Raw genomic sequence first — 21,792 nt, 5'->3', positions numbered from 1 at the left:
TCTTAATGACGATGGCTATATCTTGCAATTTTCTGAAATAGCTCTTTCGGATTAAATGGTTTTGTTACATAATCGTTCATGCCTACTTCAAAAGCTCTATCTTGGTTGTTGAGCGTAGCCGAGGCTGTCAAAGCCACAATCGGGATTTCTTTATCCATTTCCCGAATTTTCTGAGTAGCAGTATAACCGTCCATTTCGGGCATTAGTAAGTCCATCAATATCACCTCATATTTGGTAGATTTATATTTTTCTATTGCTACCAAACCATTTTCGGCTACATCAAAATCAATCTCCCAACGCGATAAAAACTTCGATGCCACTTTTACATTGACAGGGTAATCTTCTACCAACAACAATTTTACCCCTTTTAGGCTAACTTCGTTGAAGCTTTCCATTTGAGTAGGTACATTCTTGATACTCGATCCAATTTTGAGGTTTAGTATAAAAAAGAACTTCGCTCCTTTTCCTTCTTCACTTTCTAGCTGTATTTTGCTACCGTGTAATTCAAGCAGTTTTTTGGTAATCACCAACCCCAAACCAGTACCACCAAACTTACGAGTAGTTTCAGAATTGGCTTGTGTAAATCTTTCAAAGATTAAATCTTGCTTATTGGCAGCAATACCAATACCCGAATCTTTTACAGAAACATATATTTCGGCATTTTCTTCGGTTTTGCTAACCAGCGAAATTTCTAATGAAATATTACCATTCATTGTAAATTTCACGGCATTGGAAACCAAGTTAGATAAAATTTGACCTAAACGCAGTGGATCGCCTACCAACGAATCAGGAATATCGTCGTCTACCATGAGGCGAATCCTATTGCCTTTTTCCTCAGCTTTTACCTGATTTGCACGTTTGATATTAGAAACTAATTGCTTGAAGTCAAAATTAGTAGCTTCCAATTCTACTTTTCCAGCTTCTATTTTACTAAAATCAAGAATATCGTTGATAAGTACATGCAAATTATCGGTCGAAAACTGAAGTGTTTTAAGGTTATCAGCCATTGTCGGCGAACACTCCTCTTGTTGCATCAAATAAGTCATTCCAACGATAGCATTCAAAGGCGTTCTGATTTCGTGACTCATCATCGACAAAAATTCGGACTTGGCTTGCGTTGCTTTTTCGGCGGCATCTTTGGCATGACGCAGCTCGGCTTCCATCTTCTTTCGGTTATCAATTTGTTTTTGCAAAAAATCAACCAACAATAACAAATTATCAGCATCGAAATCAGGTACTTGATTATTATCGTTCAGCTCTAGCGAATGAATAGCTTCGATAAGTTTTTCGATAGACTGTTTTCTTTGGGTTATTTCCTCTTTAAGTCTGACATTAATCTCGGCATACTCCTTTTCATTTAGTACCGACGAGTGTTCAAAAAGCTCCTTGTCTCTGTCAAAATTATAATAGGAATCGCTCACTACACTAAGAAATTTCTGTAACTCCTGATTGCTAAGTAAATCGGGGTTTAGGAATTTGCTGGCTTGCTTAGCAAGGAGCTTATGTAAGTTGTCGTTTTGCATAAAATCAATTCTCAATAAAAGTCGTTATGGTCATAGTTTGATTATGTAATTCGCATTTGGTTTCTGCTTTCAGGGGCGAAATTTCACCGTAAGAATAGAATCCAGTAATAACGGTTTCGTTGCCAAAAATTTCTCGGGCAACTTCCAATTCTTCTTCTGTACGATACCCTAGCACCAGTTTGCGACCAACACAACTAATCAAAATAGCTAATTCAGGATTACGAGGCAAAGCTTTCAACGAGCTTTCGGCTGCTTCCGACGAAGCATCTATCAAATTATCGAAATTGGCCTTCATAAATCTGATATAAGCATGCTTGGGTATTTCGCCCGCAAAAGTCATACTTTTGGTCTCTTCGTCGATAGATAATATTGTTCTTACCAAAGGCTCAGAATCTGTGTCTATTCGCATCGAAAGCGGAAATAACAAGGCTGCCCCCGGTAAATCTTTGGCATATTTGCCAAGGTATTCTTTATACAAATCCAGAGCGGGTTTGTCGCCTATTGAATACAGTATGTTATAAGATGACTCTGTAATTTCTCTTTCTGGGCCAAATACATCCCATCCTCCCATTGTACCGTGCCCAATCTGTAACGATGTTCCATAAAAGCCAATACCTACAATTTTGCCTTCTTGTGGCTCTTGGTTCAGCCCAACCAAGGTTTTTTCAAAGCGAGCATCGTCGCCAGCCAATCCACCAGTAATAGGTATTTTATATTGTGTTTTCTCATTGAGGGCAGCTACCAAGCCACTTCCATTGACCCGCCCACCATCCGAAACAATCATGATATTGGTCAAATCTGGTGCAATCAATGCTTCGGCAATTTTTTTACCTACTTCAAAGCTCTGAGCATGGCTTTCAATATCTACTTGTACAGCTTTTACAGTGGTAGCCTCAAAAGCAATTGCTGTTGCTACGATTGTACCATCATAAACGCCATCGTCAAAGATTTCACCCGAAGTTGAATTAATTACAATGGAAGCCTGCGGAAATTGCGAACGAAGATAAGCATAAGAGGATACACTTTCTAGTAATTTTCGTTCTCCAAATGCAAGAACGATTTGTGCATTTTCAGGTAAAAAACCTTCTTCCTGCCGCAAGGTTTCCCAATTATTCGAGCGATAAGCAATTTGACGGATTTTCATTTTTCAGCGAAGTTGTGTATTTTTTGCAGTAATTCTTCAAGGTCATGAGCTTTGAATTGGCCTAAAGCTACTTGCAAGAACAAACACCGAGATAATTGTACTAATTGATAGCTTTCCCTTAAAATATCAACCTATACTTAGATTGTTTCTCTACTATTTATTCTTTTTCCCTTACTATTTCTCCTCGCAATAATCAATCCAACTTTTGAGGGCATAGTAATACTGAATTGATGGCTTGTTATACAATAAACCAAGACTTTGACATTTTACAAACATAATCAATGAAAATGGCTTGCTGTAAAAATTTCGACGAACTGTAATATTCTATCGTTTTTTGGTAAAAACAAAGGTAATAGCCCGCTAATTGAACAAGCTATCACCTTCATAAAAAATTTTGCTTTACGCTTAGCACCTATTTTCCACCTGGTGGGCAATATTTTCTTAAATAATTAGTAAACAATGTTGCCAAATGCAAACCTGTACCTTCACCTTCGCTGATACTATGTGTACGGTTGGGATAAGGCATAAACTGAAACTGTTTGTTGTATTTGATAAGCTCGTTGACCAACATTTCGGCATTTTGGTAATGCACATTGTCGTCGCCAGTACCATGAATATACAACAAATTCCCTTGTAAGTTTTTGGCATGAGTAACAGGCGAGCCTTTAATAAAATCTTCCTTATTTTCCTGAGGAAGTCCCATATATCTTTCTTGATAAATATTGTCGTAGGTAAGCTGGTTACCTACGGCTGCAATTGCAATTCCTGTTTTGTATATTTCTGGATACTGGAACAATAAATTGAGGGTAGTTGAGCCTCCTCCGCTCCATCCCCAAACAGCAACCCGAGAGGTATCTATATATGATTTTTTCAACAACTCTTTTGCTCCCATAGCTTGGTCACGAATATTGATTTGACCAATATTGCGATAAATCGCTTTACGCCATGCTCTACCTTTGGGTAGTGGCGTTCCTCGTCCGTCTATCGAAGCATAGATATAACCGTCTTTGGCCATATCACCTAAGTACAAATTATTGAACCCTGTATAAAACTCATCTTTGGTTGTTGCTCCAGCAGGTTCGGTATAAACATAAAATACGATAGGGTATTTCTTGGTCGAATCAAAGTTGGCGGGCTTTACCATCCATGCACTTAGCGTAATATTATCGGCTGTTTTAATATCAAAAAATTCTACTTTGCGTTTGGAAGGTTTGTTTTTTGTTAGCTTAGCTACAATACTTTCCTGTTCGTTGATAGCCTTATGAGCAGGCAAGCTCACTACTTCGTTGATAGGGCTTACTTCGGTACTATTGTACGAATGAAAAGCTAGTTTTTGATTTGGCGAAATCTGGTAGTTATGTGTTCCGCTTTGTTCTTTTGGCGTAACTCTCTCCAATTTACCTTTGCCGTCCAAAGTGGTTTTGTACAAATATTGCTGTCTGGCATTATCGGGCGAAGCGGTGAAATACACGATATTTTCGGCTTCGTTGTAGCTCAAAACATCTATAACATCGTAGTTACCGATGGTCAATAATTTCGCTTTTCCATCAAGGCCAATACGATACAAATGATTCCAGCCATCTTTTTCAGATACCCACAAAAACTCTTTACCGTTGTTGAGCCAGTCCCAGCCTATAGCCTCGCCTCCTCTGTTATTAAACTCAACCCAAGCTTCGTCTGTTTCCGAAAAAATCACTTTTGCTTCGCCTGTTTGAGCCTGACAAACAAAAAGCTTCGCTTCGTTTTGTTTACGAGACAGTTGTTCCAAAATCACATCATTTGAATTGGGAATCCACTCCATTTTAGGAATATAATTATTATTGATTTCTCCCGGAACTTTCAACCAAGTAGTTTGCTGAGTAGCCAAAGCTACTACGCCAATTCTACAAGCCGACGGCGTTTGTCCAACTTTAGGATATTCAACAGGTACAATTTTTGAATATTCCGAATCGGTATTATTAATCATATAAAAATCTTTAATTGTATTGGCATCTATCTGCCAATAAGCAATAGACTTCCCGTCGGGACTCCAGCGAAAGCCATCTCTACAAAAAAACTCTTCTTCATAAGCCCAATCAAAAGTACCATTAATAAGCTTGGTAGTGCCATCGGTAGTAAGAGGTATAATAGTATTGGTAGCAATATCTTCTACATAAATGTTGTTTTGTTGTACATAAGCCACTTTTGAGCCATCGGGCGATAGCTTGGCAAACATTAAGGTAGAAGCTGGGAATTTTTTACCCAATTGGGTAAGTTGTTTGGTAGCCAAATTAAGCACCCAGTAGTCGCCTTTGGTATCTAAACGCCATACTTTTTTGGTGTTGGTATAAAGCAAAACCTGGTTTTTGTCTGATGAAAAAGAATAACTTCTTAGTTTAAGGCTTTCTGAGGAATTAGAGGGTTTTAAAAGTTCTTTAGATACCAAAACGGTTTTTTGACCTGAAAGCGGATTAACGCTTACTACCTGACCAGCTTCTAAAGTAGTGTAGCTACCACCATCGGTATTCCATGTAATTTTTTGGGCAAATGGTGAAAAGGATATCAGCATATACAGAAGAAAAGGTATAAGCTGATGCTTCATGTTTGTTTTCATAAATGATAGTTTGTTTTAATTGATAGGGCAAAATACTGGTTTTTTCACAGATTCCCAATCCAGACCACATAAAAGGTTGTGAGGCAAAGAGGAGTTGTAGCGTACATTAGGGTTTGGTGTTATAGATAAAAAGCTAACCGCTGACATACCCGTATCTCGATAAGCGATCAATAGACGTGTCTTTCTAAAAACTATTTAGCGGAATACTACAAAAATCAAACATGAGTCATTCCAAGTATGTTGTGATTCATAAGGTAGTCAAGTGAACATACTTTGATGAGGCTTATCAATTAAGGAGCTATTCATGCAAAAAGTTAGAATGTAATATCTTTAGTAGCAAAGTATTTTCAGAATTAGGATAGACCTAGACAATATCATTGCTGGTATCAAACAAAAAGTCGGTATCGAAATATTCGATACCGACTTTTCAATGAAGATAGGCTTTTTTCAAATATAAAAAGCTTTATCTTTTACTTATACTAAGTTATTGAGGGTTTTGTTTCACTAAACCATTTGAGTTGTTAATCTCATCTTGAGGAATCAAAAACTGCCATCTGATATCATTTGCAGGAACATCAAATACACCATTTACATACGATGCGTTGTGGTTTCCTCCATTACGATTTAATGGGCTGTTTGTTCTTTTCAAGTCATAAAAGCGGAAACCTTCACCCCAAAGCTCGATTCGGCGTTGTGTCATGATTTCTTCAATCAAAGCAGCACCTGTATTAGTAGATTTGGTATATTTTGAATCACGGTTTACTGCCAATGTGTACAATACATCTGCGGCGGCGGCATTGTTTCCTTGACGTGCCAAAGCTTCTGCCTCAATCAAATACATCTCGGCTGCTCTCATATAAGGAACATCTCCTATACTCAATGAAGCATCAGCTACTTTGAATTTCTTTGAGAGGTATTTGTAACGTTGGAACGTTGATGCTGGCAAAGGAAAATCGGTAGTGTTTGTTCCTGTTGGGTCCCAAAGCTTTTTACGAATATCTGTATTAGATATTTTATCGTACAATACCGAGAACATTACTTTTGGCGTTGAACGAATCGCTGTTGAGTTGTAGTTGATAGACATATAAGCAAAGAATGAATAGAAATAGTTGGTTTGGTCTGCTACAATACGTGAGGCCCACATCCATTCTTTGTTACTATAATTATTGAATCCTGTCAAGTAATCTTCGTTGGCCATCAAGCTAAATGAAGCCCTTGCTTCTTTGGCCATCTGGGCAGCCGTTGCATAATCTTGTTGTGTTAAAGCTACACGAGCCTTGATACCTTTAGCAACACTAATGTCAAAGTGAGACTTATCTAAGCGAGTATATCCAGTAAACAATGAAATAGCATCGTTCAAGTCGGTATTTACTTGTGTATATACCTCTGCTACAGTATTACGAGCACGAGCGGTAGTTCCTGGCTCAAGTACCAATGGTACACCCAATGAACTGTTTGCAGCACCTGCGACAAATCTTTCGCCAAACAATTGTACCATTTGGAAATACGCCCAAGCTCTGTATGTCAAGGCTTCAGCTTTGATAGCTTTCTTGTCGGCATCTGGCCCTTCTGCTTTGTCGATATTAGCAATAACCATGTTGGCGTTACTAATAATCACATAATAATATGTATAGCTATAAAAACAAATAGAACTGGTTGGGTTTCTATGAGTTATCCACTGGTACTCTGAACGTAGCCATGAATTTGATACGTTAGGAAACACGAGGTCTTCGCCCAGAATATCGGTATATAACATATTTCCTGATTGACCACCTTGAGCCTGAACAGAAAAAATCTGAGAATACATCAATCTGTGGATACCATTCAATGCAGCCCAAGCATTTTTGGTTGTTCTGAAAGCATCTACCGTAGCCACTTGGTTGGTTGGTGCTGTTTCAAGATAATCCGCTTCGCAGGCAGATAGCGACACCACTGCCAAAAGTCCGAATATTCCTTTTTTAATAATATTTTTCATCTTTTTTGAATTTGAATCTTTACCAAATTAAAATTTAACTTTTGCTCCAATCGACAATACTCTGTTGAAGTTATAAGTATTATCTACAGTACCATTGAATGAACCCGATACGTTCATACCTTTTCTAGCAGATAAAAGAGCTAAGTTTTCACCAGCAAAATAAATACTAGCATCTTTTGCCCCAATGGCTACAGCTAATGCTGATGGTAACTTATAATTTAGCGTAACATTATTTAATTGTAAATAAGATGCGTTTGTTAAGTAGCGAGTACTTGCTCCTGTTTGGTTAACAATGTTACCATTGTCAAAACGAGGTACAGAAGTAACATCACCTGGTGCTTGCCAACGGTTAAAGGCATCTACGTGCATTGCTGTACCATAAGTACCACCGTGCATCAATGAAGCATAAGCTCCATCATATACTTTACCACCTACTTGGAAAGTAAATTGAACACCCAATGAGAAGTTTTTGTACGATAAATTATGATTCATTGAACCGTAGAAATCTGGAATAGAAGAATAACCAGTATAACGGTAGTTGGCTTCAGAGATAATAGAGGTCAAAGTATCTGAACCAATTACTTTGGCATTAGTAGTTAAAGTATTTGTTCTGTAAAGAGCGTTACCCGTTTCTTTGTCTACACCGTAGAATTCACGCATATAAAAATCATAGATAGAATGACCTACACTATAACCTTTTGTACCATTTTGGATCAATGCCTGATTATCTGGCATTTTAGTAATTTGGTTTTTGAACGATGTCAAGTTCAAAGTGGCTGTATAAGCAAAATTACCTTTTCTTACGATATCACCTGTCAATTGTAATTCAACCCCTCTGTTGTAAAGGTTACCAATGTTTTTGTAAACCGTAAATCCACCTGCGGTAGTACCACCATTTGACAATGCCAACGGAACGTTGAAAATCAAACCAGAAGTTTCACGATTGAAGTATTCCAAACTACCTGAAAGTTTACCTTTGAATAAGCTAAAATCAATACCAATGTCGAAGTTGTTGGCTGTTTCCCAAGTAAGCCCTTCGTTAGCAATAGTAGATTGAGTAAAACCTGGCTCAGCATTGTTGTTTCTTCCTAGTGTATATAATGCTTGGTATGGATAGTAGTTAGAAGCACCACTACTTGTTTGAATACCATCGCTACCCACAACACCATAAGAAGTTCTTAGTTTCAGTAAGTCAATAGCTGGTACATTGAAGAAATCTTCTTTCTCGATATTATAAGCACCACCTAACGACCAGAAATTAGCCCAACGAACACCTGGAGCAAAACGAGAGTTACCGTCTCTTCTTAGAGAAGCATTCAAAATATATTTTTTATCGAAATCGTAGCTGGCACGGCTAAAGAAACTTTCTACAGTATAGTTATCTTCATACGATGATACATTTAATACTGTTGCAAAATTTTGCAATTCAGTAATACCATCAACAATAATACCCGAGCGACCACCAGTTAGGTAGTTGTATTTGTATGAATAGTTTTCATGACCTCCTAATACATTAAGGTGGTGTTTGCCAAATGTTTTATCATATTCTAATAATTGGTTCCAAGTTGAGCTTGTTGTACGATACAAATAGTGGTTGGCACGTCCAGCAGGAGCACCATCACCAAGAATCGGGTTATCGTAAGTACGGTAATGAGTATCTTGTAAATCAAAGCTCAAGTTGGTTGTAGCTTTCAAGCTTGGCAAAATAGTAATAGTTGCATAAGTACGAGCACCCAATACACCACGAATTTGCTTACGGTCATTCAATTCGTTTTCCCAAATAGTATGACGGCCACTAGCGTTTGGTCTAGTATCGCCCATATCGTACACTTTGTTACCATTGGCATCTAAGATATATTCTCCTGTTGTAGCATTGTGCTTATAAACTGGGTAAATCGGAGCCATAAAACGAGAAATATAGAATGGGTTGATAAACGAAGTACCACCATCAGAACCAGCGTCTACATTAGAACGGCTATAAGTACCACTCATATTCAAACCTGTTTTCAACCATTTTGTAGCCTGTGTATTTACGCTCATACGACCTGTAATACGCTCAAAATCAGACTTCAACAAATACCCTTCTTCTTTGGTATAACCCAACGATACAAAATAGTCAGATTTAGAAGTACCACCATCATAAGAAATCGTATAGTTTCTTCTACTTTTTCCTCCACGTTGTACTGCATCAGCCCAATTCAAATCTTCAGGATACAACAATTTAGCATTTGGATTGAGTACACCGTTTACATCAACAACCTGATTTTTAGCAACATTAAAGGGATTATAGCCCAACAAATCAGCAATACCTGTGTAAGATCGTCCACCATAACTAGTCGTAAGCCCAGACGCAATGCTACTTGCATCGGCCAAAGGTACTTTCAATGAACCATACGCCAAACTATTGCGATATACTTCCCACATCAAAGGATAATACTGCTGAGCTGTTACGGTTTCATATTCTGGCAAACCTCTTGAAATAACACCTGCCGAAGCACTAACGCTAAAGCCATTACGGCCTTCTTTTCCTTTTTTGGTTGTAATCATGATTACACCATTGGCACCTCTTGACCCATAAATGGCTGTTGTTGAAGCGTCTTTCAATACCGAAATAGATTCGATATCTTCAGGGTTCAATGTAGAAGTCGATGAGTTAAATGGTACACCATCTACCACATACAAAGCCGAGTTTGAACCTGTAATAGATCCAAAACCTCTTACACGAATTTCAGGCTCAGAACCTGGAGCACCACCCGCCAATGTAGCTTGAACACCCGGAGCAGAACCTACTAACGAGCTCATTACGTTTGAAATAGGGCGTTTTTCAATATCGGCCGATTTAATTTGTGCCGAAGAACCTACGTGCGTTGATTTATTTACTGTTCCGTAACCTACAATCATTACTTCGTTCAGCATCTGTGCGTCTTGAGCCAAAGCAATATTGATTACACTTTTGCCATTAACAGGTACTTCAGTTTTCATAAAACCTACCGAAGTAATTACAAGAGTAGCAGCTCCCCCATTTACAGCAATAGAAAATTTACCGTCTTTGTCGGTAACTGTACCTCTACTTGTTCCTTTTACTAAAATACTTACCCCCGGAAGTGAAGCACCATCCTCAGAAGAAGTGACCTTTCCTGTAACCGTTTTGTCTTGTGCAAATACGCTAAATACTAGCGACAACACCAAAACAAAACTCATTAGTAGCTTTTTGTTCATGTTTGTATTAGATTTATTTAGTTTGTTAGAAAATACTCTTTGCAATACTTTGTTCTATTCGGGATGAATAGAAACTAGATAAATTGAAGGGATAATTACGCTACTTGTTGTATGCTTTGTAACTATTTGATGTAGAAATTATTAACGGTACAAAAAAGATAAAACAACAGTATTATGTCATCATTTGTAACAATGATGAATACAGACAAAACCCTGAGAATTAATTCTGAGAAATGTTATTTGTGCCTAATGACAATTTTGTATTATTTGTACTTTACAAATATGTATGGTACTAATGAAGACTGGTGGTGGGGTTGTAGTAAATATATTTTCCATAGCATTTCAGACAGTAGCAACCAATAGTTTCTACTTAATTTTATGTGTTTATTAATGAAGTGTTATTTTTTAATGATGACTTGAAATTATACACTAACAACCAATGATGCAATTTTTTTCAAAAAACATTCATGAATATTAACCAATAATACAACAAAAAGTACTTTTATTTATATTATATAATCAAATTTAGGTTAATTTATATAACTATTTCAAGCAAAAAACAGATCTCGTTCACTTCTGAATTATTGTAGAAGTGTAGCCTCAAGACCTACAAATAGAGTATTTTTACTTATCTGCCAAATAATATTTCAACATATATTATTATGACAAAAGCTAATTCTAGCAATAGCTTTTTTTGCCAAATAGGCATATTTTAAGAAATACATAAAATAGAACTATTCTAAGTTTCAAGAAATAAGCATTAACAGCTATCTTAGAAAAATCGTATCGTTATCTTACCCAATAAAAAAGCGGTATCGAAGTTATTCGATACCGCTTAGTATTAATTATACCTATATCAAAAAAGGGCTTACCAACCAGGGTTTTGCTGATTTTTCAATGTTGGGTTGTTATTGATTTCTTCTACTGGAAGTGGCCATAGGAATTTGAAATTCGAGTATGGAATTGCCGCTAACATAGCAAATGTTGTAGAAGAGTTGTTAGTATACAAATTGGTAAAAGTAAGCGTACGGCTCGCTTTTGCAGGAATACCACCTGTTGTAAACACAGGGTCTGGTCCTAAGCGGTGAATATCTAACCAACGCATACCTTCCGCTAAAAACTCAATTCTACGCTCGTTCAAAATAGCACGAGTTAATTCTTGACCATTAGCAAAGCTTGCGGCAGTATAACGGCCGCTTCCTTCAGGTACAGCTCTGTTACGAACAGCATTCAACAATGCCAAAGCTCTTGGGTCTACACTATTCGAGCTACGAGCAATCGCTTCGGCGGCGTTCAATAATACTTCGGCATAACGAATAATTGGTGCGTTGTCGGTACGGTTTACGGCATCTGCATATTTTTTCGAGAAATACGCTCCACGACCTGGCGAGCTAGCTCCGTCTTGCAAAACCATGTCAGCCGACTTTCTGTAGTCATTAGCTGGGAAAAAAGGCTGATTCCAGATAAGTGGACTAATACCCAAAATACCACGACCGCCAGCAATCGATGCAATATACATTGCAGGAGCAGCACCGTTAACACCAGCATTATCAACGTCGTTGTTTTCTATAGAGAAAATAGACTCTGTATTGCTTTTATTAGCTGCACCAAACGCTCCCATTGGAGTAGCCGTTAAAGTATAACCACCGATAGAACTTACAGGTGTACCCGAAGTAGGAATAAGCTTATTAGCTTCTTCAATTACCTTAGCCCAGTTGTTTTGGTGCAATCTGATTCTTGTTTTCAAGGCAATAGCAGCACCTTTTGTTGCACGAGTGATTTGTTTTCCTGAAGTACGAGTTACAGGAAGGTTAGCTTCTGCAAAATCCAAATCTGCTAAGATTTTTTCATAACCTTCGGCTACTGTACCACGTCCAACTTTACTTGCTTCGTCAACAGTAATACCTGTACTTGTTCCTACAGGTTGGTCACGATATGGCACACCACCATTGGCAGTCGTAGGGTTATCACCGTAAGGTCTTGAGAAGTTCACCAACAAATAAAAGTGGCCTAAAGCTCTCAAGAAACGCATTTCACCTTCATAAGCATTTTTAGCTTCTTGAGTCAATGAACCACCTACAGGAGCTTTCTTAATACCATCAATTACAACATTGGCACGGTTTACCATAGCATAGATTGTCTGCCAAAAATATCCGTTGTTAAATGATGTAGCATCGTAAGTAGCATCGTAAGTAACAGCATAAAATGCAGCTACACTGACCATATCCTCGCCACGAGCATCGCCTTGTTGTAAGTGAGCTGCTCCAAAAGGATACCCACGAACTTGTCCTGAGGCATAGAAACCAGACTGTGCACCATCGTACACACCAGCTACAGCCAATTCGATTCTTTCAGGAGTTTGGAAAGCCGTAGATTCAGAAAGGGCATCGGCTGGCTGAAGATCCGTTACCTCACATGCCGTTAGTAATGCCAACATAGCACCAAAGGCAAGGGTTCTTTTATAATTAAATATTTTCATGACTATTTCTATTTCTGTTTGCTGATATTAAAAACCTACATTTAAACCAAATGTCAATACTCTAAACTGAGGGTTTGTATTAAAATCTAAACCGAAAGTTTGGTTAACGTTACCGTTTGCATTCAATTCAGGATCTAAACCTTTGTAACCAGTGAAAGTAAAAGCGTTCTGAACTTGTGCATACACACGAAGAGAATTGATACCAATATCCGCTTTAGATAACAATGTTTTAGGTAAATTATAACCCAACACAATGTTTTGAATACGGAAGAAATCGCCATTCTCAACAAAACGAGATACTGAGTTACCCGTAAGGTTGATAATATTACCGTTGTTAAGTACCACTTTAGGAACATCTGTAATTTGTCCTTCTGTTGTCCAACGATTCAAGATTTCACGACCATTGTTATTAAAGTCTTGGTTCAACAATGTTTCTTGGCGTGTTACGTTCATAATTTTGTTACCTCCTGAGAAACGGCAGAAAATATCTAAATCAAAACCTTTCCACTTGAACGAGTTTGAAATACCACCAAACCAAGTAGGGTTGGTATTACCCAATACTCTTCTATCGCCACCATCAGCAACATCGGCCGCTAACAAAGTTGCTCCAGACGTATTAGTAGTTACTGCAGGGTTAGCTGGGTCATAGAAAGAATAGTTACCACCGTTTACACTTCTTTGTACAATACGGCCATCTCCTTTTACAAACAAAGGATTACCATTAGCAGGGTTTACACCAGCCGATACATAACCGTACAACGACGCAACAGCATCTCCTACTCTAATAATATGGTAGTTGCCCGAAGGATAAATAGGTTGGTCTTTACCGTCAATACCTTTGTTTAGAGCTGTAACTTGGTTTTTTGAAGTAGAGTAGTTCAAGTTAACATTCCAGCTAAAATCCTGTTTTTTGATAGCCTGAATGTCTACACTAAATTCAAGACCTCTGTTGTACAATGCTCCTACGTTTTTAGAGATAGAGTTATTAGGTACACCCAAAGAAGGAGCTGTTGGTGCTGCCAAAATCAAATCACTTACATCGTTATTGTAATACTCCGTTGATAAAATGATTCGGTTGTCTAACAAACCCCAATCAATACCAACGTTGAATTGAGAACTAGACTCCCATTTCAAGCCTGAGTTACCCGCTTGTGTAAAACCTACACCATTCTGAGAAGCATATTGTGCTGCACCAAACAAACCTAAGTAAGGGAATGCACCAATATCTACGTTACCTACTTGTGCATAACTACCACGTACTTTCAAGTCATTGATAACCGAAGCAATCGCTGAGTTTTTGTAGAATTCTTCTTCCGAGATTTTGTATGCTAACGAACCACCAAAGAAATTACCTCTACGGCTAGCACTTGGTAAAGCCGAAATACCATCGTTACGAGCCGAGAAAGTCAAGAAATATTTGTTAGCATAGTCATACTGAATACGGCCAAAATATGAATCAAAGCCTGACGATTCTGCTCCACCAAATACGGCTTGAGTAGAATAACTTCCCGAAATAATGTTTTCACCTTGGAAGAAACGGTCTGAGAAGTTACTTGGGTTAGCTGTAAAAGAAGAAATCTTTTGCTGTTGGTATTCAACCCCCAAAGTAACATTGAATGAATGCTTGCCAAAATCTTTCAAATAGTTGGCTGTATTTTGCCAGTTCCAACGAGTTACGTTTCTTGATACTTGTGTAACAATACCATTTGAACCACGGCCATCGCCATGACGAGGGTCTAGCGATTCAAAACGACGTACGTCTGTATAATCTAAACCAATGGTAGATTTCAATGACAAGCCACTGAATGGATTGATTTGTAAATACGAAGTTGACAATACACGTCCAATTTGAGATTTAAACTTGTTGTTGTCTAATACAAACTGAATATTGGTGTAGTTGTTGTCGATGTTACGTGTATTGACACCTGAACCCAAAACAGCATTGTCTGGTGAAATATTATAGCCCGTTGGATGAGTAGTGCTATAAATTGGTACGTTAGGAAACAAACGAGCAGCGTTAGTCAAGTTACCCGACAATGCGTTTGTACCAGAGTTCAAACCAGTATTTTCGGTACGAGTAATTTGCATTTTAGTACCAATAGTAACAAACTTGTTGAAGTTATGGTCTAAGTTGGCAGTAAAGTTGTAGCGTTTCTGTCCGTTAGTAGCAATGGCACTTTCCTGACGGCTATGACCCAATGAGAAATAGTAATTAGTTTTGTCAGTACCACCATTGAAGTTAACATTGTACGATTGAGCAATACCCTGACGAAGGATTACTTTTTGCCAGTCGGTATCTGTACCGTTAGGGTCTTCAAATGCCTGCGGAGCTGCTGAAGAACTAGCATTCTTGATTTTTTCGTTAGCAATTGTTACAAATTCTTTTGCATTCAACAAATCAAAACGGTTAATAGGATTTGTTAGACCATATTGCAAATCAAGCGATACTTTCAATGGCTGTCCTTTTTTACCTTTTTTGGTAGTAATCAAAATAACGCCATTTGATGCTCTTGAACCATAGATAGCTGTAGCAGCACCATCTTTCAAAATTTCTAAAGATTCAATATCATTTGGGTTAATATCAGCCAATGGGTTGGTTGGAGCATTAGCACCAGCTTGGTTTCCGTCGATAGACGGCACACCATCAATTACAATTAATGGCGAACCACCAGATGTAATAGAGTTTGTACCACGAATACGGATACGAGGAGCTTGTCCGATCAAACCACTACCTACTGTAACCTGTACCCCCGAAGCACGACCAGCCAACTGTTGGTCAAAACTTGGTGTTGTCAAGCCAGCAATATCTTTACCTTGTACACTTGTAATTGATGATGTTAGTTTTGATTTTTTCTGAACACCATAACCAATCACCACAACTTCCTCAAGGTCAGACACATCCGACACCAAGCTTACATTTACAACACTTCTTCCACCTACTTGTACATCTTGTTTTTTATAACCAACAAAAGAGAAAGTTAAAGCGGCCGATGTTCCAACATTGATTTTGAAAGTACCATCGCCATTGGTTGTAGTACCTCTTGATGTACCTTTCACAGTAACGTTTACCCCTGGAAGTGGTGAACCATCTTCTGAAGCCGTTACTTTTCCTGTAATAGTTCTGTCTTGTGCGAATAAGCTAAATACTAGCGAAAACACCAAAACAAAACTCATTAGTAGCTTTTTGTTCATGTTCTATTTATTTAGTTTGTTTATTATTAAAATACTGGTTTAAATACACTTTCAGGTAATAAGATTGGCTATAACAAAGCTCTTATTGATTATTCTAGTATGACTATCGACCTACTTTGGATTATTGGCCGTTAAGAAATACCCTATCAAAAATCGGGATTCCTTGATAAATCAAACTACTGATATTGGGGGTAATTAATAGTGAGATAAACGCCAAGAATAGATATACAATCTAATATTGGGTTCTGTGCATTTTCCTTAGTTATTGTACTTTATGAATATGCACTTTGGTAGAAAATACGGAAAAAAGTATAAGTATAATTTTGTAATTCATGTGGTAGAAGTTTTAGTTGTATGATGGTTTTTACTTGATTCTAAATCTTGATTAATAGCTACTTATTATAGTTTTGTGTTATGAAATTATGTATTAACAATTGCTTTAACAATTATTTTTGTGACATACATCTCAAATTCATTGTAAAGTACAGTATTTAATTTGATAAATACAAATAAAGCCCACAATAAGTAATATAATTCATGTCGAAATTTCTATTTCTTATATGAGTATTTTATGGTTAAAAACGCTTTTACGAAACCTCCCAACAAAAGGCATATAGAGTATTTATACTTATCACAAAATATTATTTCAATGAATAATCAATTAGCCAGTATTCCTACTCCCAATTCCTATTTTTGCCAAACCTGAGTAAATCTTCTATATACACATTAATAGGATTTTTTTAAGTTATTCCATTGGTAAAAAATAAAAGAAGGTTGACCAATCAAGGCCAACCTTCTTTATATACTCAATTGTTATATTAACGTTTTGTTCTTATGGATTTGGTGCACAATCCTTATTCACGTTGATTTCAGATTGTGGAATCGGCCAAATATAAGCTGGCGATGTTACAGGAATAGCTGCAATATTCGCTTTAGCTGGAAGTGGCTGATTTGTTCTTTGCAAATCAATAGAACGCAAGCCTTCACCTAAGAATTCAATTCTTCTTTCGGTCAAGATAGCACTTACCAAGTCAGAACCTGTAGCAAAATCTGCTGCTGTATAAGCTGATGATGAACGACTTCTAACAGCATTTAACAAGGCCAAAGCCGAGGCATCTACACTAGCACCAGCCAATCTTGCTTTTGCTTCAGCAAGGTTCAATAAAACCTCAGCATAACGAAGCACAGGTACAAAATCTTTATGAACTGGTCCTGTAGGGAATTTTGTTAAACGGAAACGTCCTTGGTCACTAGCAAAGTCATTTCTAACAAAGTTGGTACGTCTTGCATCTGTAGCTGAAAACGCCGAGCTAGCCAAAATGCCACTTGGGTTCAAAGAGAAGTCGCCAATACCAATCAAAGGCAAATAATAACTAGCCAAACCATTTTGTGTACCAGGTAAGTCGTTATCGCCCATTGGGAATGAAAAGATAGACTCAACAGTGGTATAAGGAGCAGCAAAAACAGAAGCTACGTTAGCTTGTAGAGCATTTGCAACACCAGTACTTGCTTTGAAAGGGGCAGTTGCCGAAACAATTTTGTTAGCTTCAGTCACAACATCATTCCATTTTCCTGTAATCAAATTGATACGAACCTTCAAAGCTATCGCACTGTTTTTATGAGCACGCGTTGTGTTCAAAGCTGCCGAAGCATAAGATGCAGGTAAGTTTTGTTCTGCAAAATTCAAATCTGCTAAGATTTGTGTATAAACTTCTGCAACAGTACTTCTTTTTAGGTTGTTGTTACCACTACCAACCTCACCAGTCAAACGCAAAGGTACGCCTAAGCTAGCTCCATTATCTTTAGTATATGGCTGAGCATAAGTATTTACCAAAGAATAATACACCAAAGCTCTCAAGAATCTAGCTTCGGCCTTATATTGTGTAGCCAAAGTGGCATCAATAACATTAGGATTTTTGTCTAAGCCTTCAATAAACAAATTGGCACGGTTAATAGCCAAATAGGCTGTATTCCACATGTTTGTTGGTTCGTTTGAAGACGAGTTGTTGGTATGGTTCCAAGTTTGGAGAGCCGTAACACCATTAGAGGTTACGTTCAAAAACTCCTCGCCACGCACATCGTTATAAACATAATAACGACCACCGAAAAGCTGTCCATTTTTTGTACTTGAATACAAGCCATTCACCTGAGCCAAAATACGGTCGGGAGTAGAAAACGCTTGCAAATCTGACAAAGACGTAATTGGAGTTGGTTCTAACAAACTTTTCTCATCGCAGGCCGACATTACTGCCAGCATCATGAGGGAAGCCACCGATACTTTGATAGTCTTTCCTACATTTTTAAAAGTTACATTGATATATTTTTTCATCGTAAAATCAATTTAAAATTAGAAATTAACTGAAAGACCCACAGTATAAGTACGCGCTTGTGGCGTAGAGTTACGGTCAACACCAGGAGCAATGTTTGAAGCAGTACCACGGTTTGTTGAGATTTCAGGGTCAGCACCAGTATATCCAGTGATAATAAAGGCATTTTGTACTTGAGCATACAATCTTGCACTTGAGATTTTAGCTTTTTCCAACAAACCTTTTTTGAATGTATAGCCTAACGAAATGTTACGCATACGAAGGAAATCACCTTTTTCTACGTTTTCAGAAATTGGTGTTGATGAACCATTAGAGATGTTGTCACCAAATACCAAACGAGGGATGTTTGTTACATCGCCTGCTTTTTGCCAGCGGTTGATAATATCTGTGTGGTTGTTCCAAGCACGTTGGTCACGCAAACCAGCTTTTGTACCATTATAGATATAGTTGCCACCTGAGAATTGCAAGAATACGCCAAAGTCAAAAGCTTTGTATTTGAATGTATTGTCAAAACCACCAAAGAATGTTGGTGTAGCTGTACCCATTACTACACGGTCAGAACCTGTAATAGCTGGAGCTGTTGAGCCATCTTTTACATACGTCCATTTTCCTGGGTGAGAGTATTGTACTTCTTCACCTTTAACATTCACAAAAATGCGTTGTCCATTTGCAGGGTTAACACCTCTTGTTTCTACAGCAAAAATACTACCTACTGGATAACCTACACGCACGATGTTTGAGCTTTCCAAACCACCCGTAAATGCAATAATATCAGCGTTGTTGTTTGCCAATGCTAACACTTCATTCGAGTTAGTAGAGATATTGAAGTTAGCATTCCAAGTGAAATCTTTTTTCTCTAATACCAAAGCATTCAATGTAAATTCCCAACCTTTGTTAACCATTGACCCAACGTTTGTGTTGATAGAGTTGTTTGGAACACCACGAGAAGGAGCTTGTGGCTCTGCCAATACTAGGTCATTAATATCGTTTTTGTAATAGTTAATTTCACCCGTAATTCTGTCTTTGAACAAGCCGTAGCTTACACCAATATCCAATTTAGTACTTTGTTCCCATCTCAAGTTAGGGTTTCCAGCTTGTGTAAATGCCCAAGTTGGAGAAGAACCATACAAACCAGAACCAAATAAACTCAATGAAGCGAAATCACTTACACCTGTATTACCTACACGGCCCCAGCTTGTACGCAATTTCAATTCGTTTACGGTGTTAGCAATAACCGACTCTTTCCAGAAAGATTCTTCCGACAAACGCCATCCTAATGATGCACCAGGGAATGTACCCCATTTGTTACCAACTGCATAAGCCGAATAACCATCGCTACGCAAAGTGAATGAAGCAATATATTTCTTGTCGAAATCGTAGTTTACACGACCAAAATATGATACCAAGCCATTTTGTGTTTGGTAGTTACTAGTACCAGCTACGTTATTAACAAAGCTTCCTTGGAAACTTGTAAAGAATGGGTCAGAAACGTTGTTACGAGAAGCCCCCCAACGGTTGATTGTGAACTTCTGAGATTCAGTACCTAATACTACGCTAAAGTTACTTTTCTCAATATTGAAGTCATACGTCAAATAGTTCTGCCAGTTCCATTGTTTTATATTAGTATAGTAGTTAGTTGCTACACCATTACTTCCACCACCTTCACCATGTACAGGGTTACTGAATGCAATATCTTCTACCTGAGTATTGTCCATACCATAAGATGTTCTGAACACCAAGCCTTTGAACAACCTTACATCTGCAAATACATTAGCGATTAAGTGAGCATTTTCAGAAGTAAATTTACTCAAATCCAAATCTGGAAGTGGGTTATAATACCCTCCAGGGCCTACAAGGTTTTTACCTAAGCCCATGTTGTTACCAGCTTTGTTAATGTTATAAGAACCGTCAGCATTGTAAGGAGCAATATTTGGAGCTAATACCAATGGCAAACGACCCAAACCACCTGTTGAGAAAGCACCTGTTGTACCTGTGTTTGGTGACTGGTTAAAGCTATTGGCATAAGTAATGTTTGAACCAATAGAAATATAATCATTCAATCTGTGTGAAACGTTCATACGACCTGTCATACGACTAAAAGTGTTCTTTTTAATCATACCCTCTTGGTCTGTATATCCTACCGAAAACGAGTATTTAGTGTCTTTATTTCCACCATTCAAGCTCAAGTTGTGGCTTTGAGAAACACCCGTTTGGTAAACATAATCATACCAGTTTGTATTTACTAAGCTACCATCGGCATTGTACGAAGGGAAGAATTGGTCAGCCAAACCTGCATTTCTTGAAGCCTCGTTTTTCAAATCCATAAATTGTTGTGCATCCAACATTTTGAATTTTCTAAATGTTTGTGTTGTACCTACCCAAGTATCGTATGATAACTTTGCTTTACCCTCTTTACCCTTTTTAGTAGTAATCAACATTACACCTGCAGCAGCTCTTGAACCATAGATAGCTGTAGCCGAAGCATCTTTCAAAATCTCTACAGACTCAATATCGGAAGGGTTAATATCGCCTAATGGGTTGTTTACTGTATAACCACCTGAAGATACGTCACCAGAGTTAATTGGCATTCCATCAATTACAATCAATGGAGATGAACTTTGGTTGATAGAAGATGTACCACGTACACGAATAATTGGAGCGTTATTCAATACACCGTTTGGCGTAGTGATATTTACCCCAGAAACACGACCTTGTAAGCCTTGATCAAATGATTGTACTGGCTGTGAAGCAATTTCTTTACCCGAAACAGATGTTACCGCTCCTGTAATAACTTTCTTGCTTTGAGTACCATAACCTACAACTACAACTTCGCTCAATTCAGAAACATCTGATTCTAATTGAACATCGATAACACTACGGCTACCTACTTTTACAGAAGTAGATTTAAAACCTACAAAAGTAAATACCAAAGTTTCGTTAGCAGAAGCATTGATGGTGAATACACCGTTCCCATTTGTAGTAGTTCCTCGGGTTGAACCTTTCACTGAAACACTAACTCCGGGCAATTCCGAACCATTTTCAGCCATTGTGACTTTTCCTGTTATTTTGCTTTGAGCAAAAATGATGCTCGCAGAAAAAACTAACAGCATGGTAAGTAGAAGTCTCTTTTTCATGCAATAGAGGGGGGTTAATTTGTTGATGATTTTTACTTGACCAAAACTGACTATTTGTGATTTATTTGTTTTAATCAAGTCATGAATTTATGTATTAACAATTGCTTTAACAATAATTTTTGTGACACTTATTGAAAATAATTAAAAAAATACAACTAATACTTCATTTTGTCTAAAAAAATACTTTAGTTTTATCAAATCAAGCT

At 37.8% G+C, this 21,792-nt stretch carries 9 protein-coding genes; all 9 read right to left on the bottom strand.

The genetic code is table 11. From position 1 onward, the window contains the following. Positions 1 to 2 precede the first annotated feature (2 nt). The 9 genes from FLEMA_RS0105375 to FLEMA_RS0105335 all read right to left on the bottom strand — a co-directional run bounded on the left by FLEMA_RS0105375 (position 3) and on the right by FLEMA_RS0105335 (position 21,586). Positions 3 to 1,523 carry an ATP-binding protein gene (locus FLEMA_RS0105375; protein ID WP_026994579.1) on the bottom strand — a complete coding sequence of 507 codons (1,521 nt, stop codon included), beginning with the start codon at positions 1,521 to 1,523 and terminating at the stop codon, positions 3 to 5. Between the two features lie 4 nt (positions 1,524 to 1,527). Then, a complete protein-coding gene (locus tag FLEMA_RS0105370; protein ID WP_026994578.1) occupies positions 1,528 to 2,667 on the bottom strand; it encodes an FIST signal transduction protein in 1,140 nt (379 codons plus the stop codon). Positions 2,668 to 3,079: 412 nt separating this feature from the next. Continuing rightward, positions 3,080 to 5,260: a S9 family peptidase gene (locus FLEMA_RS0105365; protein WP_229359353.1), complete on the bottom strand. Its 2,181-nt coding sequence runs from the start codon at positions 5,258 to 5,260 to the stop codon at positions 3,080 to 3,082. Between the two features lie 484 nt (positions 5,261 to 5,744). Further along, positions 5,745 to 7,235 (bottom strand): RagB/SusD family nutrient uptake outer membrane protein, encoded by a 1,491-nt coding sequence (locus FLEMA_RS0105360; protein ID WP_026994576.1) that lies wholly within the window; start codon positions 7,233 to 7,235, stop codon positions 5,745 to 5,747. Positions 7,236 to 7,262: 27 nt separating this feature from the next. Further along, positions 7,263 to 10,454 carry a SusC/RagA family TonB-linked outer membrane protein gene (locus FLEMA_RS0105355; RefSeq protein WP_026994575.1) on the bottom strand — a complete coding sequence of 1,064 codons (3,192 nt, stop codon included), beginning with the start codon at positions 10,452 to 10,454 and terminating at the stop codon, positions 7,263 to 7,265. An 868-nt stretch (positions 10,455 to 11,322) separates the two neighbouring features. Continuing rightward, positions 11,323 to 12,933, bottom strand: coding sequence for a RagB/SusD family nutrient uptake outer membrane protein (locus FLEMA_RS0105350; protein WP_026994574.1), 1,611 nt, complete (start codon positions 12,931 to 12,933; stop codon positions 11,323 to 11,325). 27 nt (positions 12,934 to 12,960) lie between these two features. Continuing rightward, positions 12,961 to 16,125: a SusC/RagA family TonB-linked outer membrane protein gene (locus tag FLEMA_RS0105345; RefSeq protein ID WP_044170858.1), complete on the bottom strand. Its 3,165-nt coding sequence runs from the start codon at positions 16,123 to 16,125 to the stop codon at positions 12,961 to 12,963. A gap of 832 nt (positions 16,126 to 16,957) precedes the next feature. Continuing rightward, a complete protein-coding gene (locus FLEMA_RS0105340; protein WP_044170855.1) occupies positions 16,958 to 18,454 on the bottom strand; it encodes a RagB/SusD family nutrient uptake outer membrane protein in 1,497 nt (498 codons plus the stop codon). Positions 18,455 to 18,472: 18 nt separating this feature from the next. Next, positions 18,473 to 21,586 (bottom strand): SusC/RagA family TonB-linked outer membrane protein, encoded by a 3,114-nt coding sequence (locus FLEMA_RS0105335; protein ID WP_026994571.1) that lies wholly within the window; start codon positions 21,584 to 21,586, stop codon positions 18,473 to 18,475. Between the last annotated feature and the right edge of the window lie 206 nt (positions 21,587 to 21,792).

Source organism: Flectobacillus major DSM 103, from assembly GCF_000427405.1.
In the GTDB taxonomy this organism is placed as follows: domain Bacteria; phylum Bacteroidota; class Bacteroidia; order Cytophagales; family Spirosomataceae; genus Flectobacillus; species Flectobacillus major.
This window is presented reverse-complemented; position numbering and strand designations above follow the sequence as displayed.